The following is a 23,930-nucleotide window of genomic DNA, read 5'->3' as shown; positions in this document are numbered from 1 at the left end:
GTTATCGTTCTCCTAAAGTGACTAGAGTTTGTAGAGGGGTTGCGTCCGTTACAATTTCGTAGGTGTAGCGCATAAACAATTTACCCGCTTCATAAGAAACTGAGGGGGATAAGGGCAATCCGAGGGCTGCTCTTACCAGGCGTGCTGGAAGATTAATGCCCACCCCAGTTGCAAAGTAAGTCCATGCTGGAAAGCGTGGATTAATTTCGATGAGATAAATTGTGCCATCAAGATCGGCGATACATTCTAACTCGAAGGGACCTTTCCAACGGGTATGCTTTAGAAATGCTTCCGTTGCTTTTAGTAAACCAGGGTGATGGATAGTCACACCGCTCCAGATTTTGCCAAGTTCAGTTACAGCAATTTTCTTGGTTGCGACCAAACCAAAATGGCTCCCTTTACCATCTCCAATCCCCACTAGGTTCAACTCGGTACCGCTGACAATCTGCTGCACGATGATGGGATAGCCCCATTCCGCTGCTAGCTGGTAAAAGCGTTGTATGGCTTCCCCTTCGCTTGACACTCGGTAGGCTTTGTAATATGGGCCCTTAATCATCAATGGCAATCCTAATGTTGCGATCGCCTCATGAAGTTCTTGGCACGAAGTGAGTGTTAATGTTTGCGGTGTCCGAACACCAAATGCTGCTGCTACATCGCTCAGCTTTGCCTTGTTGCGTAAAGCGAATTGCTCTCGTGTAGGCAAATAAGTCCGAATACCTAACGACTCCAATTCTTTCGCACACCGAATATAAAGCGGCAATTCTACATCTAGGTTAGGAATCACGCAATCCAAACCAACTTGCTGTTTGATTTGCTGCAATCGCTCAATCAGAACTTCAGGCTCTGAGGAGGGATAAGGCATGAGATAATAGCGATCGAACAGCCAATCCATATATAGCCCCGGTTCCAGTACATCGTAGGCAAGCCCAATGATATGAGTGGGTAACTGGTGGTCTTCACGCAGGCTGCGAGCAATGCCTGTACCCGGTCCGGGATTATCAACTGCATTAATGCCTGTAATAGCGATTGTAAAAGGTTTCATTGATTTTCCTCTGTGAGTAGTCCCAGAGCATTCAGTTGCTGGTAGAAGTCTGTAATATCTCGCTGTGCTATGTTTTGAGAAATGCCAAACCGCCCGCAGAGAAATAGCATAATTTGTTCTTGGGTGTCACCGTGTCGCAAGCGCTGCAAAACCATTTGACCGCAGCGGTTTAATTGAAAGCTTTCACCTGTAAGTAAGTCAAAAGCAAAGCCGTCTTTATTAATTGTTAGTGATTGAAATGTTGACATTTGTTCCTTATTTAGGTTGCAAAAACTTATTGAGGACAAAAGATTTTTGTCGATCTTTCCTCAATCACGCATATTTGGCGATACACATTAATTTTGATGGGTTAAGTTGGTTTAGCTCCCCGACTTTTCAAAGAGTCTGGGATTTGACAACCTAGAGTCAATTGACACACCTATTCAACGATGATCCCCGCATTTCCAAACATTTCCTGCAAGTTGGCTATCTAACTTGTCAAGAATTTGTCAAGAAGTTGTAAAGTTTTTGTGTTCGACACCAAAATCATAAAAATTTATACTCTCAATCAACATGAGAAAAAAGTACCGAATCTAGTTTTCTAAAACTCGTTAAAAAGTACTACTTAGGTATAGTACTTTTTTCCTATTTGGGCTAAATTTTAAGTAATTTTACTCATGAAATATAAGAAAAATCTGCTCTTAACGACCTTAAACGTTAGCTTTTTCCGCATACACTTAAGATAAAGGATTTTTTTGGCTCAATATTTTCTCTAACTTGCTTGAATTACCTTAAAAGTATTCATAAATACCTTAATAAATACCTATACCAGTAAATACACTTCAGTAGTTGCTTTAAAGAACTATTTTTCACAAATCGGGCACACGCCCATACAGAATTCCGTCTTTTGTTAGTCATAATGGACACACCTTAGTTCGTGGCAGCGTGCAGACTAACTGCTGTCAGTACTGACTGAGAATTAGTGTTCAGAGCAAATTGGCAAAAAGTGAAGGAGTGAAATATGAAAGCAGTTATTGGAAAAGTATTGTTAGTATCAGCGAGTTTGTTAGCTTTATTAGCTCCACAAAGTGCTCGCGCTCAGATAGTACCACAGCCCTGGGTGTCAGTAGGTAGTAAAGAAGGTGATATTACTTATTCTGTTGGTGCAAGGGCTTTGGATTTAGGGGCTGAATTGGGAGTTGGTCCTGATGGTGCTGTTGGGGTAGATGTACTTAAGTTTATTTCTTTACCCGTAATTTCACCATATGTAGGATTGGGGTACTATTCGGAAGATAAGGGCGTTGCTTTTTCTGGTGGAGTTCAAACAAGGGCAACTGACAACGTTTTTGTCGGTGTTGGCTACAATTCCGTGCGAGGAATCAACGGACAATTGGGAATTAGATTTTAAAAAGAGGGCAGAGGGCAGAAGGCTTTGGAATAAAGAAGTTTTAAAGTTATACCGCTTGTGCGAGTAACGCTCTGACCTTTTGTGCGGAATCTTGTTGCAATGCAGAAGTTGCGATCGCTTCTGCTTGCGCCACAGTCAATTGAGCGATCGCTTGCTTAAATGCCGGAATAAACCGAGGATTCAGGCTGACCTCATTCAGCCCCAATCCTAGTAGGAGCGGTGTAGAGAGTGGATCTGATGCGAGTTCCCCACACAACCCTACCCAAATCCCGGCTGTACGTGCTGCTTGGACGGTTTGTTGAATCATTCGCAAGACTGCGGGGTGGAAGGCATCTACTAAGTTGGCTACGAGTGGATGCGTGCGATCGGCTGCCATAACATACTGGCTGAGGTCGTTGGTTCCAATACTAAAAAAGTCAACTTCAGTGGCTAGTTTATCCGCGATCGCAACAGCTGAAGGAACTTCTACCATAATGCCCACTTCCATTTCTTCATCAAAGGGAATGCCTTCTTGACGTAATTCACTCTGTACTTCTACCAGAATTGCCTTCGCTGCCCGTATTTCTTCCACAGTAGCAACCATCGGAAACATAATTTTCATTTGATGTTGGGGACTGGCTTTTAAAATCGCCCGTAACTGAGGTTTAAAAATCTCAGGATTATCGAGACAATAGCGAATTCCACGCCAACCTAAAAAGGAATTATTTTCAGATAGCAAATTTAAATAAGAAATTGGCTTATCTCCGCCTACATCTAAAGTCCGAATAATCAACGGACGCTTGCCGAGTTGCTGGGCTACACTCAAATAAATCAATTGCTGTTCTTCTTCAGAAGGAGGGGTAATTCGTTCCATATAAAGGAACTCGGTGCGAAACAACCCGACTCCTTCTGCCCCAAATCTTAATGCTTCTTCTATATCTGCTATGCCTGTTATATTAGCGAACACATCAATCCGTCTTCCATCCCGTGTCACTGCTCGATTGAATACTGTTGCTAGTGCTTCCTGGCGAACAGCTTGCTGTGTATCGCGTTTTGCGGATAGTGCATTCAAAACTTCCGATTCTGGATTCACCCACATCCTACCAGTATCGCCATCAACTGCTGCGATCGCACCGTTGCTTAAACGCATAACTTCTTCTGGTAAACCAACAATTGCCGGAATACCCAATCTTCGGGCTATGATAGCACTGTGAGAAATAGCACTGCCAGAAGTCGTGCAGATGCCAAGCACTTTTGCCCGGTCTAATCTAGCTGTCTCCGAAGGGCTTAGATCTGAAGCAATCAAAATAGCTGGTTCTGAAGGATTCAAATTATCTCGAGAGGAATCAGAATTTCTAATATGAGATTGAAATCCAATCAGCAAACGCAACACTCTTTGCTCTACGTCTACTATATCTGCAACTCGCTCTTGTAAGTAGGGGTCTTCAAAAGAACGGTAGTTATTTACGAGTTCTTCAACAACTTCTTGCCAAGCAACTTCTGCATTTTGGTGCTGTTGAAAGATGCGTTGGTGAACCGCCTCTAACAGTACGGGGTCTTCTAAAAACAGCAGATGGGCATCAAAGATTGCAGCTTCTGCATCACCAATTTGAGTACACGCTTGTGAAAGCAGCGATTGAATTTCTTCTTTTGAAACTTGAATTGCGACCCGCAAACGCTGCCATTCAGTTTCTACATCATCTACGTGGTATTTCTGAACGTGAATGGATACTGGAGTATAACTAAAAATTGGTGCAATAGCAATTCCACCAGAGGCTGGGATTCCTTGTAGGAAGTGATGGGGGGAGGGAGGGAGTGAGTGAGTGAGGGAGGGAGGGAGGGAGGGAGAGGGGATATCTTCTTGTTCGCCGAAATTACTGTCAACAAGTTCTTGTAATGCTTTGAGTGCTTCATCTGCATCAGCACCACTGGCTGCGATCGCTAATTTATGTCCCTGACGTGCAACCAATGTGGCAACTTGGTTGATACTGTCAGCGCGTACTGCTGCCGTTTTTCGAGTTAAATTGGATACAACAATCTGAGATTGAAAACGAGCTGCTGTTGAGACAAATTTAGCGGCTGGGCGGGCATGCAATCCCAATTTATTACGGATAGTTACGTGTATTTCTTTTGTGGTTTGTCCTTGATGTTTTGTAATTTGACCTTGGTTGCTGGCAAATGATGGACTAGTACTTATACCCAATTGAGTCACTTTTGACGTCAAAGCCCCCCTTGCCTCAGCCATCACTTGCTGTACACTGCTGCCTGATGCGGCTGCGACTGCGGCTGCGACTGCTCCTTCAACAAGTGGGGCTTCACACAAATGGACTTTTTGTTGCTGTTCGCTAGTGAGAAACTCGATCGCCATTTCTGCACTCATCAAAGCGCTTCCCAGATCCATTAAAATGACGACACCTTCATCACTGTAAACGGAGACGATCGCCTCATAAACCTGCATGGGGTCTGTACCTAGCGGATTCTCTGGATCGTCAATTCCTGCAGCCACAGATAGGGGGACTTTACCCTGAGCCATCTGTGCTGCTAGTTCGCAGACTCCTTCTGCGAGTTGTTTACTATGAGAGACAATGACAATTCCAACCACGGCAACTCCGTCAACTCTCCTAATAGCTTTAACCTAACCACCTACAGAGATTAAAGCAGAAAGAGTTATAAGACGCATTAAAAAACTGTAACATCACTTCCTGATGTAATATTCCTTATTATTAACCATTTTGTTGCACCGGAAGTTTAATCCAAAACTCTGTACCCTTTCCCTGTTCCGATAGACACTCAATAGTTCCGTGATGTTTTTCTGTAATAATCTGGTAACTGATAGATAAACCCAATCCAGTTCCTTTGCCTATGGGTTTAGTTGTAAAGAAAGGATCGAAAATTCTTTTTTTGACTTCCTCGTTCATACCAACTCCATTATCTTTGATTTTTACAGAAATATTTTTGGAGTCAGACATTTCAGTACAAATAACAATTTGTCCTTGCTTGTTCGTGGATAAAGGTAGCATTAACAATAATGCTTCTATAGCATCAATAGCATTATTGAGCAAATTCATAAAAACTTGATTGAGTTGTCCGGGATAGCATTCTACCTTGGGTAGATTACTATAATATTTAATAATTTCAATTTGAAGCTTGGGACTTTTTTCTTGAAGACGATGTTGCAATATCAACAGAGAACTATCTATTCCTTCATGAATATTGACAGACTTTATTTCTGCTTCTTCTAGTCGAGCAAAGTTACGCAAGGACATGACAATTTGACGAATGCGGTCCGAACCCATTTTCATGGAAGTTATCATTTTTGGTAAATCTTCTGCGATAAAATCTAGATCTATACTTTCAAGATAAGCTTGTATTTCAGGAGTGGGAATAATATAAGAGTTTTGATAAAGTTTTATGAGTTCTAGCAAATGTTGTATATCTTGTTTGATATGATTTAAGTTACCATAAATAAAGTTAACGGGGTTATTAATTTCATGCGCTATCCCAGCCACAACTTGACCCAAACTAGACATTTTTTCAGTCTGAATCAGTTGGGCTTGGGTTTGTTGTAGTTGAAGTAAAGCTTTTGTAAGTTTTTCAGCTTGGATAGTAGCAGCTTCTGTAGCAGCACGGCTTTGGTTATATAACTCCGCTTGGTCAATCGCGATCGCTAATTGATCTGCCACTCCCAAAATTAGTTCAACTTCATTGTTGCTCCATATACGGACATCTTTCGTTTGTTGGCAAACAAGCACTCCCAACCGATTGGAATGAGTGTAAATTGCCACTGCTACTAAAGAAGTCAAGCCCAAACTTTGTAAAAAGTCCTTGCTAGCGCTATCCAAACGTGCATCTGTCAAAACATTATCCAATTGCAGAAACTTTTCTTGAATAATTGCTTGGCTTAACATTTCAACTTTTTCAATAGGAGAAGACCCAAGGGGGGTTAACGAATCCCCACGACAAGCCTCATGACTCAGTTCAAATCGGCTAGATTTATCTTCTATATAACACCACAAAAATTGGCAACGCTCTATTTGGAGGAGCTTGTGAACTTCAGCAACTGCCGTGCTAAGAATTTTATCGAGTTCTAGAGAGTTACGAATTTGGCTTGACAGACATCTTTTTAACAAATTTTCTCGTTCGGCAAGTTCTAGCAAGCGAGCTTGAGATTTGGTTAATTCTATTTCAGTCATCTGACGGTGGACACTTGCTTTTGCTAATATCCAAGAACCAATTCCCGTTGCTCCTACCAATCCTATATAAAGATAGAGTAATTCAAGAAGTAATCCATTGGACCTAAGATCGAAAGCTTCTATCGGTACTTGCGAGACAATCTTCCAGTAGTAAGAACGAGGATTTATTTGACCCTTAGCGGATGTCAAAGCCTGTCTCGATCCCGTGTTTGGTATTTGCCCTTCTAATAATGGATAAACTGTTGTGTAAGTAAACAATCCTTCAGAAGTTTGTAATTGTCCGGATTCTCGTTGAGAAACTTGCTTCCATACTTCAGGAAACACTTTGCCAAAGGTGTGGTTTTGACGATCGAGAAACATAAATCCCCACTCATCAGACTTTGTTGCTCCCTTCAACCAGTATCCATCAGCATTCAGAAGCATTGACTGACCGGGTGTCCCATAGCTCACTTGTACAAACGAGTCAAGCAGCTTTTTACCAAAATAATTGAGGATAATAATACCCCGTTTTTTACCCCGCTCGTCAAAAACTGGAGTTCCAAAGCGAATTATCGGCTTGAGTGGTTGCTCAACTTTTTCTCCTTCAATATTTAAGTCCAAGGGAGAGACAAACACTTCTCCTTTGTTTAGACCTAAAGTCTCATAAAACCAGTAGCGCTTTAGTTGAAATTGTAATTGTTTTTGAGGAATTATATTTGGGCGATCGCTGTTAAAATCTACTCTAACAATTTCCTGACCTGTGGTATCCAAAAAACGAATTTTGTCGTAAATTTTTTTATGTTGTGAAAAAGAGAAAAATTCTTCAGCGAGTGTTGAGTTTTGTTCATTAGTTCCTTGCAAGATTTCCTGGAATTCTATTTGTTCTGACAGAACCATCAAATCCGAGAGCACCAAGTTAAAGTTTCCTACTATGACTCTAGCTTGCATTTTTATCTTGCGGATTTCACTAATTTTTATAGCAGTTCTCTCCGCCCGGATTTTTCCGTAATAGAGACCCCCCAGTACGGCACCAAGCAAAACGGACATTGGCAAAAAAACTATTAAAAATTTTTTGAATAAAACTTGTGCATGGTTTTGTAACGGCATTTTAATATATGACGATTCCTAGCAAGTGTCAGATATATGGTTCCCAGGAATTCAGGTAACTTAACAATTGTGTTGCTCGATCGCAACTTCCTCACTGCCATGCTGAATCCAAATAATCCGCAATAAATGCGTTGGTTGACATATAAAGATTTTTCTTATAGAAAGAAAATCATCAAATATAGGACTTATGCAAAGTCCCCTTTTTAAGGGGGGCTTAGGGGTTCCCTTTGGCAGAGGTCAGACGGAATAGAGGGGATTACTTGTTACCTTTAATACTTATTCCTCCCTTCTGCCCTCTGCCCTCTGCCCTCTGCCTTTCCCAGATAAATTAGGGGCTATCCTCACTGCACAGGCTATTTTGAAAAGGGACCGATGCCAGATCGTGCTTTAGCCTCCGAGTTGAAGATAACAGCGATAGGCGGTACGCCAGCACCCATACGCATTGTTTCTCACAACGAGCGATTGAGTGGGTGCTAGATCGCAAAATATTTGTTGCAAAAATTTACAGCTAGAACACGGAATTCTGAAAAACCCGAAACGCTAACTGCTAGCCTTATCTGTAGCAAATAGGGAAAAGATTATGAGTCTAGATAGCATACAGGATAACAAGGCGTTTAATGACTATGAAGCATTTGCAGAAGCATATGTCAGCCGTACTGAGTCCAATGCTTACAATGCTTATTATGAAAGACCTGCTATGTTCTCTTTGTTACCGGATGTCAGGTACAAGCGAGTCTTAGATGCTGGCTGTGCGGGAGGCGTGTATGCAGAATGGTTGGTAAATCATGGTGCTGATGTTGTTGCAATTGACATCAGTAACAAAATGATAGACTTAACAAGACAAAGACTTCAAAATCGCGCTCAAGTTTACCAAGCCGATTTAAACCAACCCCTCACTTTTTTGCGTAGCAATTCCTTTGATATTGTCCTGAGTTCCTTAACCCTTCACTACATTCAAGATTGGGAAAGCGTTTTTAGGGAGTTTCACCGCATTCTATCACCCAAAGGATTGCTACAGTTTTCCACACACCATCCGTTTATGGATTTTCTTCTTTTTGAAAAGGAAAACTACTTTGCCACGGAGTTACTAGAAGATTCATGGGAAGGGTACGGCGGTAAACCAGTGCGGGTGCGTTTTTACCGCCGCCCCCTCAGCGCAATGACTGCAGCACTCACCAAGACGGGATTTGCTATAGAACACATTATTGAGCCACATCCGACAGAGGAGTGCAAGCGGCTTTACCCCGAAGCTTATGAAAGGTTGACGACAAAACCTGGGTTTCTCATCTTTCGTGCTTGCAAGCAGGTTTAATACTACAGGAAAAAGCTTCGCTTAATTCCGAATCTAAAGTCCAAACTTCAAAATCTCAACTCCAAAATTCTCATGATGAACTTGAATCAGTACGAAGTCTTAACTTTTGATTGCTATGGAACTCTTATTGATTGGGAAACAGGGGTCATAAAAGCACTGCAACCTATTCTGGATGCCCATCAAATTCAACTGAATGAGGATGGAATTCTAGAATTATTTGCGCGTTTTGAATCTCAACTCGAAGGGGGAGAGTATCGCCAGTACAAAAATATTCTCCAGGGAGTTGTGCAGAAGTTTGGCGAACACTTTGACTTTACACCTTCTTCTGTTGAGTTAACCGCACTTGCTGACTCTGTCAAACACTGGCTACCTTTCCCAGATACTGTTGAAGCCCTCCACATTCTGAAAAAGCGATTGAAGTTGGCAATTATTTCTAATGTTGATGATGATTTGTTTGCCTTTACAGCAAAGCATTTACAGGTTGAGTTTGATTCAGTCATCACTGCCGAACAAGTGAAAAGTTACAAGCCTTCTTTGCAAAACTTTCAAGTTGCGATCGCCCGCCTTGGCATTCCTTCTGAAAAAATTCTACACGTTGCTGGTAGCATTTACCATGATATTGTTCCTGCCAAGGCTTTAGGGCTATCGACAGTGTGGGTGAATCGCAGGTTCGGTAAAGAAGGTTTGGGTGCGACTCTAGCTGCTGTAAGCAACCCAGATTTAGAAGTCCCCAATTTAAAAACTTTGGCTGAAATGATACAACTCTAACAACGTCAGAAATATTATTATTTTGTTAAAACGAGTCTGCAAGCCAAAAACAGCAAAAACACCGATTTCATTTTTTCGATTTTCAGAGTAAACTTAGATACACACATTAGCAAGGAGTGGTGTTGCTCTGGCAATTGCCAGAGCTTATTTTCTTGCGTAATAAATTGCTTCTCCACAAGTTCTTCACTTTTGCTCTCTAACTTAGAGAGCAATGTTCCGAGCACTCCTAGCGCCATGTGATGCGATCGATGGGTGCGGCTAACTGAATCGTACCATTTTCCGATTGTAACCGAACAGAGAGTAGTTACCGGCTATTGTTGGTAATTGACAGTTTTCCCGAAAAGTTAACTTCCAAAGTTATTTTTTGGAATACAACTTTGGTCAGCTTTCATCTATTTTGTTTTTAATACTATTAGTATTAAATTCGATTGAGTTTATTGAACATACTGAAATAATAGAAACGCTAACAGAGGGTACAGATATGAGTTACTACGAATTTGATAATCATTTTTGGTCTCCCCAGATAGTTTGTAGCTATCAATCGGAGCTACCAAAGCCAAGAAAAACTCACTCTAAAATACTTGTAGGGCTTTTGACATTACTTTGTCTTTCTATATGGACTCCTTTGGTATTTCAGATTCTCGTTGCTGTGACTAATACTCATGAAGAGGTAAGTATTAAAGATCTCACGCAATCTTGGGAGAAAATGTCAGAGCGAGAGATCTTTCTTTTCTATCGCTCTTCACAGCAACAATGACTGACACTTATGACTTTTGCTGCTGTTTCTGTTGGCGTGGAATCATAATTTCAAATCTTGTTCCCTGACCTGGAGTAGAGTAACATTTGAGAGTACCTTGATGTTTATCAACGACAATTTGGTAACTGATAGATAAGCCCAGACCCGTACCCTTACCGACAGGTTTAGTTGTAAAAAAGGGGTCAAATAAACGGCTTTTAACTGCCTCACTCATACCCAAGCCATTATCAATAATGTGGATAGAAATTGTATCGGGATTTGTTAAATGAGTACGAATAGTAATTGTCCCGACTTGATGTTTGAAGTTTGGACAACATTCATCTAGCGTATCAATAGCATTCACCAAAATGTTCATAAAGACTTGGTTGAGTTGTCCGGCATAACATTCAACCAGAGGTAATTTACCATATTCCTTAATAATTTGAATTTCTGGGCAATTTGGTTTGGCTTTCAGGCGGTTTTGTAAAATCATCAAGGTTGTATCAATACCCTCATGAATATCTACCTCTTTAACTTCGGCTTCATCCAAACGTGAGAATGTGCGGAGAGAGCGAACAATTTCTCGAATTCGGTTAGCGCCCATTTTCATAGAATGAAGGAGTTTAGGTAAGTCTTCTACCAAAAAATCGAATTCAATTGCTTCAATTTCTGTTGCTAAGTTGGGTGTCGGGTTGGGGTATTCTTGTTGGTAGCACTGCAATAAATGTAGTAAGTCTTGAGTATATTCAATAGCGTGAGTGATATTTCCGTAGATAAAACTGACGGGGTTGTTAATTTCATGAGCAACTCCAGCCACAAGTTGACCCAAACTGGACATTTTTTCGCTTTGCACCAGCTGGGCTTGCGTCTTTTGAAGTGAGTCGAGGGCTTTTTCAAGTTCCTTTGCTCTCGTTTGAGTTTGAGTGTAAAGCTCTGCCTGATTGAGGGCGATCGCTAACTGCTCCATCACTAAAACTAACAACTCCACTTCCTCATCTGTCCAAATTCGCACGCTTTGAGTGTGGCTGCAACAAATAGCACCAATACTTCCAACAGTGGAGGATTGCATGGGGATAATCAAAAGCGATTTGTAGCCCAGCGAGCGAGCCAACTCCTGCCATATCGGATCGGTAACCTTATCCATGTCATCCACCCGCAACATTTCCAACCGCACCAGTTTCTCTGGTATACAACCAACGACAGAAGACGGGTAACGCCCTCTATGGTCGGGTAAATCGGGATGACAGGACTCTTGTACCACATCCCAGTAAGGTTCTAAAGTGTCGTAGTGGTACCAAGCAAAGCTACAGCGATCGATCTGCAACAACTTACAAATTTCACGGACAGCTGTGGCTAAGGTAGTCTCAAAATCAAGGGAACTGCGAATTAAGTTAGTCAAGCGGTTGAGCAGTTGTTCCCGTTGCGCTTGCTGCTTGAGTTGCTCTGCTGATTGCCGCAAAATTTCCTTGCGCTCTTGTAACGCCGCTTCTGCTTGTTTGCGAGCAGTAATATCCAACAACACACCACAAAAGATAACCTCACCCTTCTCGTTAAAAGTCGGCATTGAGTCTCCCTGCCACCAACGTATTTCACCACTCGGTTTTACCAACCGCCCTTCATAGTGCCATGCTGTCAGGTTTTGCACGCAATCTATAATGCTCGCGAGGTAGCGCTCCATGTCTTCAGGATGTTGGCGGATAATAAAGTTATTGAAATCTTGCATAACCTCTGCAGCCGTCACACCGCTCACCTCTTGCAAACGCTCGCTCACGTAATCGATCTTCCAAACTCCATGAGTGGCAGAAAACTGGAAAATACTACCGGGCATAGTTGCGGCAATGGTTCTAAACCGTGTTTCGCTTTCGGCTAGAGCCATTTCTACCCGTTTGCGATCTTCAATTTCACGTTCTAGCTTCAATATCAATTGCTGTAGTTCGGTTGTACGTTCTGCAACTCTATTCTCTAATTGAGCTTTTGCCTGTTTTCGTTCTTCTTCTGCAACTTTACGAGCGGTTATATCTACTAGAGTACCGCAGAAAATAATTTCACCCTTTTCATTTTTAGTAGGTATCGAGTCACCTTGCCACCATTTAATCTCTTTATTAAATTTTATCAGCCGTCCTTCATAATGCCAGGGAGCTAGATTCGTTAAGGCTTCTGTCACCGAAGCAATGTAATCGTTCACATCATCTCGGTGCAGGCAAGAAATAAAGGTATTTATATTTTGCATCATTTCCTCTGCTGTGACACCACTAATGGAATAGATGCCTTCACTCATGTAGTCAATACTCCAAACACCATTGCGATTGCAGAATTGAAAAATACAACCAGGCATAGTCGCCGCAATAGTTCTAAAGCGTGCTTCGCTTGCTGCTAGTGAAGTTTCAGCCTGTTTGCGAATACCGATCTCTTTCTGTAATTCTGCTACAATTTGCTGTAAATCTGTGGTACGTGCGGACAGAGCGGCATAAAGTTGCGCGTTTTCTAACGATACAGCCACTTGAGCCGTCAAAAGCTTGAGGAATTCCAAGCGATCGCTCGTAAACGCGCCAACCGTTAAATTGTTTTCCAGATACAGAATGCCAGTTAATTTCCCTTGGTTGATGATAGGACTGCACAACAAACTTTTGGGCTTTTGCTGGAGAATATAGGGATCGGTAGCAAAATCTGACCCAGCAACGGCATTATCGATTGCCAGGGTTGTTAAGGTGCTTTTAACAGAGTTGATGAGGCTAATAGGAATCTCGTGACTGTGTTCAACAGGGATAGATTGCAAAACTGTTATCCTTTTGTCAGCGCCAGTAATGGCTTCAATGACCAAGCTGTTACCTTTAAGCAGAATTAAAGCAAATTTTTCTGCTCCTGTATTTTCAATGACAACTTGTACTAAATTGGCAAGCAACTTATCAAGCTGAATTTCGCTAAAAATCGTTTGCGAAGCTTTGATAATTGCTGCCAAGTCTAAAGCTTCTGGAACGCCTGTGGTACCGGACATAACAGTTTGGATAGTATTTTCGATGAAAGGGATACACTGTTGTTACTCAGACGCAAATAGAGTAGATGTGCTCTGTTATTTCAAAACCAGCCAGCATCATGATATCCGCCTCCGAGTAAAGAATTGTTTTCCCGCTTTTCTGAATTATTATTCCCAAATGTCTTGTGATTTTAACGAGGGAGCGTCTATCTCCATCCATCGCTCGAGGTTTCATCCTTTATTTTTAATTTTGGTCAACAAAAGGTAATGTAAACCAGAAGGTTGCTCCTGCGCCTTGAGTACTTTTCACACCAATGTCGCCACCATGTGCTTTAATAATTTGCCGACACATATACAAACCCAAACCCAAACCTAAAGAATTGCGAGCAGTTCCACCTCGAAAGTAAAGGTCAAATAATCTCTCGCACTGTTGCTTCGTCATTCCCACACCGTTATCAGAAACCGTGCAATAAATGCGATCGCCCTCAAATGTAGCGTTGAGGGTAATATCTAATCCAGGGGGATTGTGTTTAATAGCATTGATGAGCAAATTTGTATAAACCCGCCAGAGTTGTGTTGGATCGCCATTAATTGGTGGTAAATCTGCGTTGACCAAATTTCTGACAGTATCTTGGTTTTCTTGCAGTATCGCTTCTAAATCTGCAATAGCAGCTTCCACCACAGCAGAGAGTTGTATGAGTTGGCGTTGCAATAAAATACCTTGCACTTCGCTCGAATGCGCCTCCATCAAAGAGTTGATTAAACTCAATTGGCGATCGCTACTCTGTACCATTCGTTCTAAGATAGAACGCGGTACGGGGATGACGGATTGGCGATTGATGAATTGCGATTGAGAAGGTTCTTCCCCCCCCTTGTCTTTCGACTCCAATCCCCGCTCCAGCAAATTCCTTAACACCATCAAAGTGCCCAACACGGGATTGCGTAGATCGTGAGAAACTGCATGGAAAAAGACTCTAAGTGCTTCCTCGGTACGCTTGCGTTGGCTGATATCCAAAATAACTCCTACCAACCCACCAAGGGTTCCATCTGCTTTAGAAAATGTTGCTTTATAAAATATCACATCATGTTGGACGCCATCTTTGTAGATAAGATTGCTTTCATAGGTTTGAACTCCTTGTTGTTGAAACAATGCCAGATCTGCTTGATGGTTTTTATCTGCTATATCCTTTGATGTAAAATTATATACATCTTTGCCCAGAATTTGCTCTTTACTGAAACCTAAAGCTTCTTCAAAAGCCTTGTTACAGCCCATATATAAGCCTTGATGGTTCTTATAATAAACGGGTGTTGGTATTGTATTCATCAACACTTGCAAAAAATCAAGCTGCTCCTGTAGCGCTTCTTCAGCTTGTTTGCGCTTGGTTATGTCCTCAATTAAACCCTCATAATAAAGAATATTTCCATTTTCGTCTCGAACTGCGTATGCTTTCTCAGAAATCCAAACAATGCTCCCGTCTTTGCGATATATCTGGGATTCAAACTCAGAGATATTGCCCTTCTCCTCCACCTGACGCATAAACTCATCACGACGGTTTGGATTGACGTACAGTTGGTGTTCGATATCGGTAAAATTTTCTGTCACTTCTTCAGGTAACAAATATCCATAAATCTTAGCAAGGGCAGGATTGGCTGTAATATAACGTCCATCGGGTGTACTTTGAAAAATTCCTTCCACTGCGTTTTCAAAGATACTGCGATATTTAGCTTCTGTAGCTGTTAGTTTTTGATATGCTTCCTCCAGGGCTCGCTTTGCAGAAAACTCAGAACGCTGCAGGCGATCGTACAGGTAGACACCAAGGTCACAAATGAAACAACACCAAAATAAGGCTAAAATCATCATGACGCTGTAGATCGGCCGATTATTTTCTGGTGGCGGTAGCTTCAATCCCAGTGCTGTATTTATACCAAAAAAGTAAATGATGACAACCAGCTGAGCAACCAAGTGAAGAATCCATCGAACTGGTATGAATATGGCTAGGCTCAAAAACATCAAAAACCAAATAATAAGATCGGGTATGGCTAAACCGTTGAATGTTGCCCAAACCTGTTCTACCAGTGTGATTGACCAAGATAACCCCAAGAATATAATTTCCGGATAACGACGCCCAAACCGAGTTTTATGTAGGGTTAGGCAAGTCAACAAGCCGACTATCATGGCACCATACAGGGGAAAAATACGAGGTTTTAGTTCTTTGGGAAACTCAGTTAACTCCTTTAATGGAAAGAACATATCGGAAATGCTCAGGCAAACAAAGCTCAAGACTAGAATGATGGCAACCCACACCGCCAGACGCAATCTTTGCCACAAAAAATGATTGCGCCAAGCGTTATACTCATCAGTTATGGAGCTACCTGTTAGTACATCGGTAGCGAAAAAAACCTTTGTCAAACTCTTTTGTAATGTTTTTAATATGGTCGCCATTCGCTTTGACCAAATCTTTACTAAGGGGTTAGGGATTGAAGGCTAGGGTGGTTGAAAGCCTACCGATCGCGGGAGACTTTTTCCCCAATGCCTAATTTAAGCGCCCCTTTCATGAAGAAAGACTTGCCAGGGGCAATGTAAACCAGAAAGTTAAGCCTCGCTTGCGGTTACTACTAACACCAACTTCACCACCATGTGCTTTGATAATTTGCCGACACAGAAACATCTTCAAGCCAATACCTGTGGAGCATCGAGCTTGGGGATCGCGGACGTACAAATCGAACAGGCGATCGCATTCTATCTTACTCATGCTGATACCATCATCTTGAATCGTAAATCGAATGACACCATCCTGAACTACAGCTTTCAGAGTAAATTTTAGTCCTGGTGGATTGTACTGGCAACTATGTGTAATCCATTGGTTGACAACTTTCTGCAATTTAGCTCGATCGGCACTAACTAATGGTAAACCTTTTGGAACCAAATTTTTTACACTTGCTTGGTTTTGTAAGAGCATCGGTTCCAAATTTTTAGCGATCCCCTCAATCAACAGACTAAATGATACTTTTTCTTGATGGAGAGGAATTCCGCGTGCCGAGCTAGAATGCAATTCCAGTAAAGACTCTATCATCTGTAGTTGGCGATCGTTTCCTTGTAACATTCTCTCTAGGATGGAACGGGAGACGGGGATAGAGGAGAGTGGGAGATGGGGAGGTGGGGGGAATGAGATCCCCTGGTCTTCAGCCCCCAACAAATTATTCAGTACCATCAAGTTACCCATTACTGAGGTTTGCAGTTCGTGAGAAACTGTGTGTAAAACCACATCTTTCACCCGATTCAATTCTTGGAGTTCCAGCATCTTCTGCTGCAATTGTGCTGTTCGTTCTTCGACTTGACGTTCTAGGTTAGTATTGAGGAGCGCGAGTTGTTGATAGAGTTGCGCTTGCTGAATTGCGATCGCAACTTGCTCTGACATTTGTTGAAGCAAATCAATTTCCATTGCCTGCCAGGAGCGCGGTTTACTACACTGGTTTGCAATCAAAGCACCAAACATTTCCTCTCCCATCATAATGGGTACAGCCAAGGTTGCTCTGGTTTGAAATTGTTGATAGAGGTTTTTAACTTTTGCTGAGATTGTTGTTTGAGAAATATCTTCCACAACTCGCAACCGATTGCTCCCAATCAACCCTTTTAATTCTGCCAAAAGCGTTTCATCGTCACTCTTCCAACCTAAGATAGATGGATATTTGGGATCGACAGATTCAGCTAGAATATTAGACTTTGAAGAGGACTCATTCAATGCAATAAAAACTCTGTCTGTGTCTAAAAATTGCCTGACTTCATTGACAGTTGTTTGCAAGATTTGGTCGAGCTCGAGTGAGGTACGAATTCTTCCTAAGGTTTGTGCTAACAGGCGATCGCGTTTTGCTGACAGCCGTAATAAATCTTCCGCTTTTTTGCGTTCTGTGATATCGTTAGTAACACAAAGCATACAGGGTTCTCCACCAAGAGTAATAACTTCAGCTGAAAACAAAACGACCCTAGGTTCACCCGATTTGTTATAAAGCTCAATTTCTAAATTCCGAATAAATCCCTGTTGTTGTAAAATCTGATGTATTGTGACAGAATCTTGAGGGTTTACCCAAATATTTAACTCCCTACGAGTACGACCGATGACCTCTTCTCGACGGAAGCCCGTAATTTGGATAAAGGTATCGTTGACGTCAACATAGCGTCCATCTTTAAGTGAGAGGATGGTAATAGGGTTGGGACTGCAACGAAAGGCTTTAGAAAATTTTTTCTCTGATTCGTGCAGAGCAATTTCTGCTCTTTTGCGTTCTGTAATGTCATGATTGATAAATAGCAGGCATTGAACGCCATCCAAAGAAATAATTTCAGCAGAAAATAACCCCGTTCTCACCTCACCAGACTTGCAGCGAAATTCTGCTTCCATATTGCGAACAACACCGTTTTTCTGTAATTCTTGTAAGAGTGCAATGCGATCGCGATTCTTCACCCAGATTTTAAGTTCGGTAGCAGTACGACCAATCGCTTCTTCTCTCTGATAACCTGACTGTTCGACAAAACTATCATTAACTTCTATAAAACGACCTTCGCTGAGCGTGCTAATTGTAATTGGATTTGGACTGGCACGAAAAATTTTAGCAAATTTCTCAGCCAAACTTCTTAAATTCACTTCTGTTTGTTTGCGGTTGGTAATATCCCGAACAATTGCCAAAACTTCATCTTGTCCGCTCACAACTAACCGTGCTTCATAATCGCGCATTCCCTGTGGAAATGGCAGTTGATACTCACAAGTTTGTAAGCTTTGAGAATCCAAAGCGTTGGCGATCGCTTGTTGGCTGAGTGAGACAACATCAGCAGGTAAGAAATCTTGCAGGTGCTTCCCAATAATTTCATGTCTGGGAATGATGACATCTGTACCTTCACCTCTAAAGTCCAGATACTTACCATCGCGACTGAGACGGAACATTAAGTCGGGTATTGCGTCTAAAATTGCCTTATATCTTGCTTCACTTTCTCGCAATTTTTCTTCTGCGAGTTTCCGATCTGTAATGTCAATAACTAGCCCATCCCAGATGATATCTCCTGAGGGTAATTGTTCCGGGCGCGAAACTGCTTGAACCCATTTCAGTTTGCCACTAGGGGTGATGATTCGACCCTCCCAGCGCCAAGGTTCGCCTGTTGCACAAGATGTGGCAATGGATTGCTCAAAACTTTTGACATCCTGTGGATGAGCTAGGTTATACAATATCTGAAAATCTGCTTGCACCAATTCTGGTTCCAATTCAAAAAGTTCCTGACAGCCAGAACTGGCGTATATAACAGTTCGGGAACCATCTTGCCGTTTGAGGAATTGGAAAATCATTCCCGGTAAATTGGCAGCAATTCTTTCTAAGTGAGAGAATGCTTCTAATTGGGAAGTTGGTGTATGCAGGGCTTTCACGGGTTCATCCACTCTCTGACCTTATTCACAAGCGATTGTCTCGTATAAATGTAAGCGATGGGCATTTCAGCTTTCGGTTAAGATTTGAGTAGAAAACTCATCTTTTTTCGCTGAGAAGCGCTCGCGTGTTGTTAGTAGCTATATTTTCAGGGTACCGTTCAAAGCCGAATTTCGCATTCACCCAATCGGATGAACCACTTCCACAGAGAATGATTTAAAAAACAAAATGCCTCTAGCTTTCTTCAGTCAGATTGAGACCAAAAAACACCAAAGACCCATAAGACATTGTATTAGCAAGTTACAAATCTTCCTCATCTAACAAACTCATCAACGCTTGAAATTCAAGGTTGTATGAGTCTGGCAATTGTTTCTCTAACTCTGATAATTGCTTCTGTAATGTTTCAGCGACGTAGATCATATTAAATTCTCGGGCAATTTTCAACTGATGTTCTTTGATTCTGATTTGCCGAAGCAGGTTGTTTTCAAGGTGTGTTGAATCGCGATCTTGAGCAATCGTCATCATGGTTGCACCTCTTTAAAAGTTTTGTTAAAAATTCATTTTGGTAAATGAGTGAGCTTGTTTGCTATTATCTCGCAGTTAGAGCATTTTGAGTGGAATAGCTTTATTGACTGCGGAGCCAACCCAAATGACTTAGAGGTATCTCAACCATTGGCGCAAAACTCCGCGATCGCAATAGCCTTAACTTCTTCAAGGGGAAAGGTTTGCGGGTAGGTGGAATACATCAGCATAATCCCCTGAATTGTGGAGGAAAAATAAAGACTTCGCTCTCGCGGATTTGCCACCCCAAGGTTGATGAACATCTGAGTCTGCACCTCGAATTGGCGGATTTGCTCATCCATTAACTTTTGACCGTACTTAGCCACAATGGGATCGAGTCGGGGTTGAGTAAAGAGATTGAGGTAAAAACGAAAAATCTCTGGTTTATCCTCTAAAGCACCTTCGAGAATGTGTCGGATTTGCTCGACAGGAGTTTTTTTTGCCCTTGCTGCTTCCATCACAATTAATATGTCATTGATTCGCATATCAACGATTGCTGCAAGCAGTTCCTCTTTACCTTTGAAATAGTGATAGAGCAATCCTTTCGAGATTTGCGCTCGCTTTGCCACATCATCGATAGATGTGGAATGGTAGCCTTTAGAACAAAATAAATCCATCGTTGCTTTGAGGATTTGCTGCTTTGAAGCACGACGGATACTTTCATTTTCAGACGGGGTGCGGGGCATTATTTCGACTCACCAAGAAATTCTTTGATAATACTAGAAATTTCTAATGAATGAGTCAGCGTCGGCATATGGTCTGCACCTTCAATGCGGGCAAAGCGAATGTCAGGAACTTGTTTGAATAAGTCTGCAATGCGGAAACAATCCTCACTATCTTGAGTACCGATAATCAATAGAGTTTTTACTGCTAGCTCGTTCAATGGGGGAATAGCAGGTAATTCCCCCCAAACTTGCACGTTCTTCCACAGATGCTGCCATTCAAGCCCTCGGAGTATATTGTGCGTTGTCATCTCTACCATGCGATCGCGCTGCGGACTCGCCATCACCACTTGGTAAATAGGTAACTCCAAACTGAGTTGTGCCATTTTCTCAAAATTTGGAGCCACAGATTGAATCTGCTCAAACCTCTCAACCATGTTGGGTGAAAACTGGTATCCTGTCAGCCCAGGAGCAATCAGAACTAGTTTTGATACTCGTTGCGGATATGTAAGAGCGAAATTGGTAGCAATCTGTCCACCAATTGAATGCCCTACCAAAACTGTGTTATGGATGTCAAAAAAATCGAGAAGGTTTTTCAAATCCTCAACGTAGTTGGGAATTTCATTCGGTGATGGCGATTGTCCTGCACCCCGACCATCGTAGGCTATGCATTTGTAAAATTGAGCCAATTTTGGAGCAATGAAATCCCAATCGTGCAAATCAGCTCCACCACTGTGAAGGAAGACAATCGGCTCGCCATTGCCTTGAAGAACGTAATGTAAATCCATCTTCGTATCCTCTATCAGGTAACATCAGCGTATTTGATGAATAACAGGGTCAACTTTATGTGATGACAAGTCTGTTTTCGCTTTTACGTTATTTTTATTCTATTTATGACTGAACATTTAGTCAATAAAAAATTCAAAGAAGCTTTGAAGCCGCTCCACGTTCTGAATCGGTTGTGTTGAGTCCTCCATATGTAATGACGAAGGATGCGTGACGAATTTTATTGACACGGGCACATTTGTGGCCAAGACTTGAGTCTGTCCAATACAAACGCGATGCTGTAAAGTGAGATTGAATACAAAGCAGTCATTGCCGCAGCAGCCGTGCTAACTCCTTTCGCTTCGCTGTTAGGAAATTCGCATACCTCATCAACCTACAATCGCCTGTATAGATAATTTATTATGACTTTATCTCACCTATGACATATAAAATTTTTAAAGACTCTAGAATTTTTCTAAAAATTTGATACAATATTTCGGCTTATTTAGCACGAGCTTGTTGCTGAAAAGGGATCTGAATGATAAACTCAGTTCCTTCATTAGGAATTGAGCAGAAATCTAGTTTGCCTGCATGGTTTTCTGTAATAATTTGATAACAAATAGACAGCCCCATTCCAGTGCCTTTACCAATGGGTTTAGTGGTGAAGAAGGGATCGAATATTCGCTGTTGGATGTTGCTTGCAATACCAATTCCATTATCAGCGACAGTCACTTCTATCCAATTTGAATTAACAACGTCTGTACGAATTGTAATTCTATTAGACTCGTCTTTAATTTTCTTAGCATTGCCCTCTTCTAAGGCATCGATAGCATTGGCCAGAATATTCATAAACACCTGGTTAAGTTGTCCGGCATAACATTCAACTAAAGGTAGAATACCGTAATTTTTAATCACTTCTATTTCTGGTTTTTCTGATGTGGCTTTGAGGCGATGTTGCAAAATCATCAATGTACTGTCGATTCCTGCATGAATATCAACTTCTTTAAATTCAGCTTCGTCCATGCGTGAGAAGTTTCTCAACGACAAGACAATTTGACGAATGCGATCGGTACCTAATTTCATCGACGATAATATTTTTGGCAAGTCTTCTTGCAAAAACTCCAAATCTATATTCTCAGCAGCTGTGACAATTTCCGGGGCGGGGTCAGGATTATACTGCTGCTGTAACTCCACAAACCCTAATAAATTTTGCGTATATTCTTGCACGTGGGCTATATTGCCATGAATGAAGTTAACTGGATTATTAATTTCATGGGCTACACCAGCAACCAACTGTCCCAAACTGGACATTTTTTCTTTTTGAACAAGTTGCGCTTGCATATTTTGCAATTCTTTTAGAGTCTGCTTCAGTTCTGCAGTTCGCTGTTCAACACGATGTTCTAGCTCATTGTTAGCTTGTTCTAGTTGGCTAGCTGAGGTACGATTTTCTTGCATTGCTGCTGATAGAATTAATGTTGCAATAGTCAATGCACTTATAAAAGATTGCAACAGCAACAGAGAAGTACCAACTGACTCTTTAGTAAATGAGCCAAACCCTTTAGATGTGCCAACAATTGCAATGCTGGCCATTACAATAATTAAAAGTGTAGTTTGCCACTGTTGCAAGCGAAAAGCCGCCCACAGTAATGGCAGCACCATCAAATACTCTACCGGATTATTGCTCCAAAAAGCTGCAAAGCCAATGCCAACCAACAGGGCTGTGACTACAAGAAATTCGGCGATCGATTTTCGTTGGAATCGCTGATGGGTGAGGAAATTGTGGAAGGCTAATAAGACTGGAGTAATAATTAACATACTGACAACTGTATTGATATACCACCCCAGCCAAACTAGTCGAAAGTTGTTCCAGCTTGAAATACCGAAATAACACTGAGTTATTGCCCCTACTAAGGTAGTGAAAGGCGTAAAAGTGAAAAGTGATATAATAAATTTAATAGCATCTTTGGCGCGATGAAATGGGTAGCGTTTTGGAATAAAACGAATAACTAAGGTAGTAATAATTAGTGGATCGAGCGTATCCAGTGATGCAAATACAAAAGAAGCAAGTATATTGCCATAAATCGCTCGGACAATAATAAAATCACAAAGCAGCAAGATAATCCAAAACCGTCGCCCAAACAGCAGCATTGTTGCCAAAAAGACACCAGATGAAGGCCAAATGGCAGTTGCGCCATCTGGAAACGTAAATGCTGTTGCTAACTTGGCTAGGGCACAATGAACAGGTAGCAGGATTAAAAACCCAATTAACAGAGTGCGATCGCACCGAAAACTAAATTTTGGCAAAGCTGATTTTGGGAACATCTATAGCCTCAGAGCGAGCTTTGAATATTGCTCTTTTTAGAATTCCCAAACTGGATGATTTCTTAACCAGCAATAATTTTCTACCATTACAAGAAAGGTATTTCGTAGGACTTCAGGTAGGGGTAGATATTACATTATGCCTATATATACTTATCAAAGCTCCTTAAGAGGTAATAAAAGATACTAAAAATATTAAAGTTCAGTCAGCCGATTGATTTTGACGATCGATTGAGCGCTTAATAATCTCAAGTAAGTGTCAATAGTTCAAAAATACTATCAGATGTAAGTTACAATAGTTATTAAAATTGGGAAAAAAATGATTAAGCCTAAAAATGTAGTATATCGTGGACACCCAATAGAAAAAGTTGGACACGGTAAAAGAGCCGTCTTTAGGACAATTATTAATGAAAAAGAGTGGTCTGCCATAACTGAATCAGCAGTAAAAGCAGCCATCGATCTTTGGATTGATGAAGGAGTTGAGTCTCAACAGGATAAGTAAGACCATCAATGCAAACCAGAACTCTTGAAGCTCTGTTACTTGCGGAGGGGGATAAAGCCTCGTACCGCAATAGTCGAGGAGTGGTTAACTTGTGTTCGTCTGCGTGCTTCTGCAGTTTCTTATAGAAAAAGCCCCCTTGGATATCCAATCATCAAAGGGGGCTTGCAAAAATTTTCTTCTTGAATCTAAAGAGTGTGGACTTGGTTCTGCTTTCTTTCTGAGAAAAAGAACACTT

16 protein-coding genes are annotated in these 23,930 nt (G+C 41.5%); 5 read left to right on the top strand and 11 right to left on the bottom strand.

Translation table 11 applies throughout. The annotated features are described in order from the left end of the window. Nucleotide 1: 1 nt before the first annotated feature. Together HC643_RS07095 and HC643_RS07090 are read right to left on the bottom strand one after the other, a co-directional pair. A complete protein-coding gene (locus tag HC643_RS07095) occupies nt 2–1,042 on the bottom strand; it encodes an ATP-grasp domain-containing protein (protein WP_038072984.1) in 1,041 nt (346 codons plus the stop codon). Continuing rightward, entirely contained in the window at nt 1,039–1,290 is a 252-nt protein-coding gene (locus HC643_RS07090; protein ID WP_038072981.1) for a PqqD family protein, read from the bottom strand. The genes HC643_RS07095 and HC643_RS07090 overlap by 4 nt, the downstream gene beginning before the upstream one ends. Before the next feature lie 752 nt (nt 1,291–2,042). On the opposite strand from HC643_RS07090, the gene HC643_RS07085 reads away from it, so the two are divergent. Then, nucleotides 2,043–2,429: a hypothetical protein gene (locus HC643_RS07085; RefSeq protein ID WP_038072980.1), complete on the top strand. Its 387-nt coding sequence runs from the start codon at nt 2,043–2,045 to the stop codon at nt 2,427–2,429. Nucleotides 2,430–2,475: 46 nt separating this feature from the next. Here the strand turns inward: HC643_RS07085 and ptsP are convergent, their stop codons facing one another. Continuing rightward, nucleotides 2,476–5,010 carry a phosphoenolpyruvate--protein phosphotransferase gene (gene ptsP / locus HC643_RS07080; protein WP_050046328.1) on the bottom strand — a complete coding sequence of 845 codons (2,535 nt, stop codon included), beginning with the start codon at nt 5,008–5,010 and terminating at the stop codon, nt 2,476–2,478. Between the two features lie 121 nt (nt 5,011–5,131). Further along, the gene (locus HC643_RS07075) at nt 5,132–7,627 is read right to left on the bottom strand and encodes an ATP-binding protein (protein ID WP_162002267.1); all 2,496 of its coding nucleotides are present in this window, start codon (nt 7,625–7,627) and stop codon (nt 5,132–5,134) included. A 640-nt stretch (nt 7,628–8,267) separates the two neighbouring features. Here HC643_RS07075 and HC643_RS07070 point away from each other — a divergent pair. From HC643_RS07070 to HC643_RS07060, 3 genes are all read left to right on the top strand, one after another. Continuing rightward, nucleotides 8,268–8,999: a class I SAM-dependent methyltransferase gene (locus tag HC643_RS07070; protein ID WP_038090631.1), complete on the top strand. Its 732-nt coding sequence runs from the start codon at nt 8,268–8,270 to the stop codon at nt 8,997–8,999. Nucleotides 9,000–9,071: 72 nt separating this feature from the next. Then, complete coding sequence (locus HC643_RS07065; RefSeq protein ID WP_038090630.1) at nt 9,072–9,767, top strand: haloacid dehalogenase type II; 696 nt, start codon at nt 9,072–9,074, stop codon at nt 9,765–9,767. A 481-nt stretch (nt 9,768–10,248) separates the two neighbouring features. Continuing rightward, complete coding sequence (locus tag HC643_RS07060) at nt 10,249–10,524, top strand: hypothetical protein (protein WP_137986462.1); 276 nt, start codon at nt 10,249–10,251, stop codon at nt 10,522–10,524. A 7-nt stretch (nt 10,525–10,531) separates the two neighbouring features. On the opposite strand, the gene HC643_RS07055 is transcribed toward HC643_RS07060, so the two are convergent. The 7 genes from HC643_RS07055 to HC643_RS07025 form a co-directional block, all read right to left on the bottom strand. Continuing rightward, a complete protein-coding gene (locus tag HC643_RS07055; protein WP_050046331.1) occupies nt 10,532–13,498 on the bottom strand; it encodes a GAF domain-containing protein in 2,967 nt (988 codons plus the stop codon). 223 nt (nt 13,499–13,721) lie between these two features. Next, complete coding sequence (locus HC643_RS07050; RefSeq protein WP_038090618.1) at nt 13,722–15,920, bottom strand: PAS domain-containing sensor histidine kinase; 2,199 nt, start codon at nt 15,918–15,920, stop codon at nt 13,722–13,724. A 109-nt stretch (nt 15,921–16,029) separates the two neighbouring features. After that, complete coding sequence (locus tag HC643_RS07045; RefSeq protein WP_038090614.1) at nt 16,030–18,900, bottom strand: PAS domain S-box protein; 2,871 nt, start codon at nt 18,898–18,900, stop codon at nt 16,030–16,032. 286 nt (nt 18,901–19,186) lie between these two features. Next, nucleotides 19,187–19,411 (bottom strand): hypothetical protein, encoded by a 225-nt coding sequence (locus tag HC643_RS07040; RefSeq protein ID WP_050046332.1) that lies wholly within the window; start codon nt 19,409–19,411, stop codon nt 19,187–19,189. A 140-nt stretch (nt 19,412–19,551) separates the two neighbouring features. Beyond that, on the bottom strand, nt 19,552–20,133 hold the full coding sequence (locus HC643_RS07035; protein WP_038090611.1) for a TetR/AcrR family transcriptional regulator: 582 nt from the start codon (nt 20,131–20,133) through the stop codon (nt 19,552–19,554). Continuing rightward, on the bottom strand, nt 20,133–20,897 hold the full coding sequence (locus HC643_RS07030) for an alpha/beta fold hydrolase (protein WP_038090603.1): 765 nt from the start codon (nt 20,895–20,897) through the stop codon (nt 20,133–20,135). Before HC643_RS07030 ends, HC643_RS07035 begins: the two co-directional genes overlap by 1 nt. Before the next feature lie 478 nt (nt 20,898–21,375). Continuing rightward, on the bottom strand, nt 21,376–23,196 hold the full coding sequence (locus HC643_RS07025; protein WP_038090600.1) for an MASE1 domain-containing protein: 1,821 nt from the start codon (nt 23,194–23,196) through the stop codon (nt 21,376–21,378). 316 nt (nt 23,197–23,512) lie between these two features. Here HC643_RS07025 and HC643_RS07020 point away from each other — a divergent pair, with 316 nt between their 5' ends. Next, entirely contained in the window at nt 23,513–23,695 is a 183-nt protein-coding gene (locus tag HC643_RS07020; RefSeq protein WP_038090597.1) for a hypothetical protein, read from the top strand. The last annotated feature ends 235 nt before the right edge of the window (nt 23,696–23,930 follow it).

This window comes from Tolypothrix bouteillei VB521301 (assembly GCF_000760695.4).
GTDB classification, from domain to species: Bacteria; Cyanobacteriota; Cyanobacteriia; order Cyanobacteriales; family Nostocaceae; genus Scytonema; species Scytonema bouteillei_A.
Note: the sequence above shows the minus strand (reverse complement) of the source record. Positions and strands in the feature narration are given on the sequence as shown.

Excerpts from the sequence above, each read along its gene's own strand:
- HC643_RS07095 (WP_038072984.1), bottom strand. The coding sequence starts at position 1,042 with ATGAAACCTTTTACAATCGCTATTACAGGCATTAATGCAGTTGATAAT.
- HC643_RS07090 (WP_038072981.1), bottom strand. The coding sequence starts at position 1,290 with ATGTCAACATTTCAATCACTAACAATTAATAAAGACGGCTTTGCTTTT.
- HC643_RS07085 (WP_038072980.1), top strand. The coding sequence starts at position 2,043 with ATGAAAGCAGTTATTGGAAAAGTATTGTTAGTATCAGCGAGTTTGTTA.
- HC643_RS07075 (WP_162002267.1), bottom strand. The coding sequence starts at position 7,627 with ATGTCCGTTTTGCTTGGTGCCGTACTGGGGGGTCTCTATTACGGAAAA.
- HC643_RS07070 (WP_038090631.1), top strand. The coding sequence starts at position 8,268 with ATGAGTCTAGATAGCATACAGGATAACAAGGCGTTTAATGACTATGAA.
- HC643_RS07065 (WP_038090630.1), top strand. The coding sequence starts at position 9,072 with ATGATGAACTTGAATCAGTACGAAGTCTTAACTTTTGATTGCTATGGA.
- HC643_RS07060 (WP_137986462.1), top strand. The coding sequence starts at position 10,249 with ATGAGTTACTACGAATTTGATAATCATTTTTGGTCTCCCCAGATAGTT.
- HC643_RS07055 (WP_050046331.1), bottom strand. The coding sequence starts at position 13,498 with ATGTCCGGTACCACAGGCGTTCCAGAAGCTTTAGACTTGGCAGCAATT.
- HC643_RS07050 (WP_038090618.1), bottom strand. The coding sequence starts at position 15,920 with ATGGCGACCATATTAAAAACATTACAAAAGAGTTTGACAAAGGTTTTT.
- HC643_RS07040 (WP_050046332.1), bottom strand. The coding sequence starts at position 19,411 with ATGATGACGATTGCTCAAGATCGCGATTCAACACACCTTGAAAACAAC.
- HC643_RS07035 (WP_038090611.1), bottom strand. The coding sequence starts at position 20,133 with ATGCCCCGCACCCCGTCTGAAAATGAAAGTATCCGTCGTGCTTCAAAG.
- HC643_RS07030 (WP_038090603.1), bottom strand. The coding sequence starts at position 20,897 with ATGGATTTACATTACGTTCTTCAAGGCAATGGCGAGCCGATTGTCTTC.
- HC643_RS07025 (WP_038090600.1), bottom strand. The coding sequence starts at position 23,196 with ATGTTCCCAAAATCAGCTTTGCCAAAATTTAGTTTTCGGTGCGATCGC.
- HC643_RS07020 (WP_038090597.1), top strand. The coding sequence starts at position 23,513 with ATGATTAAGCCTAAAAATGTAGTATATCGTGGACACCCAATAGAAAAA.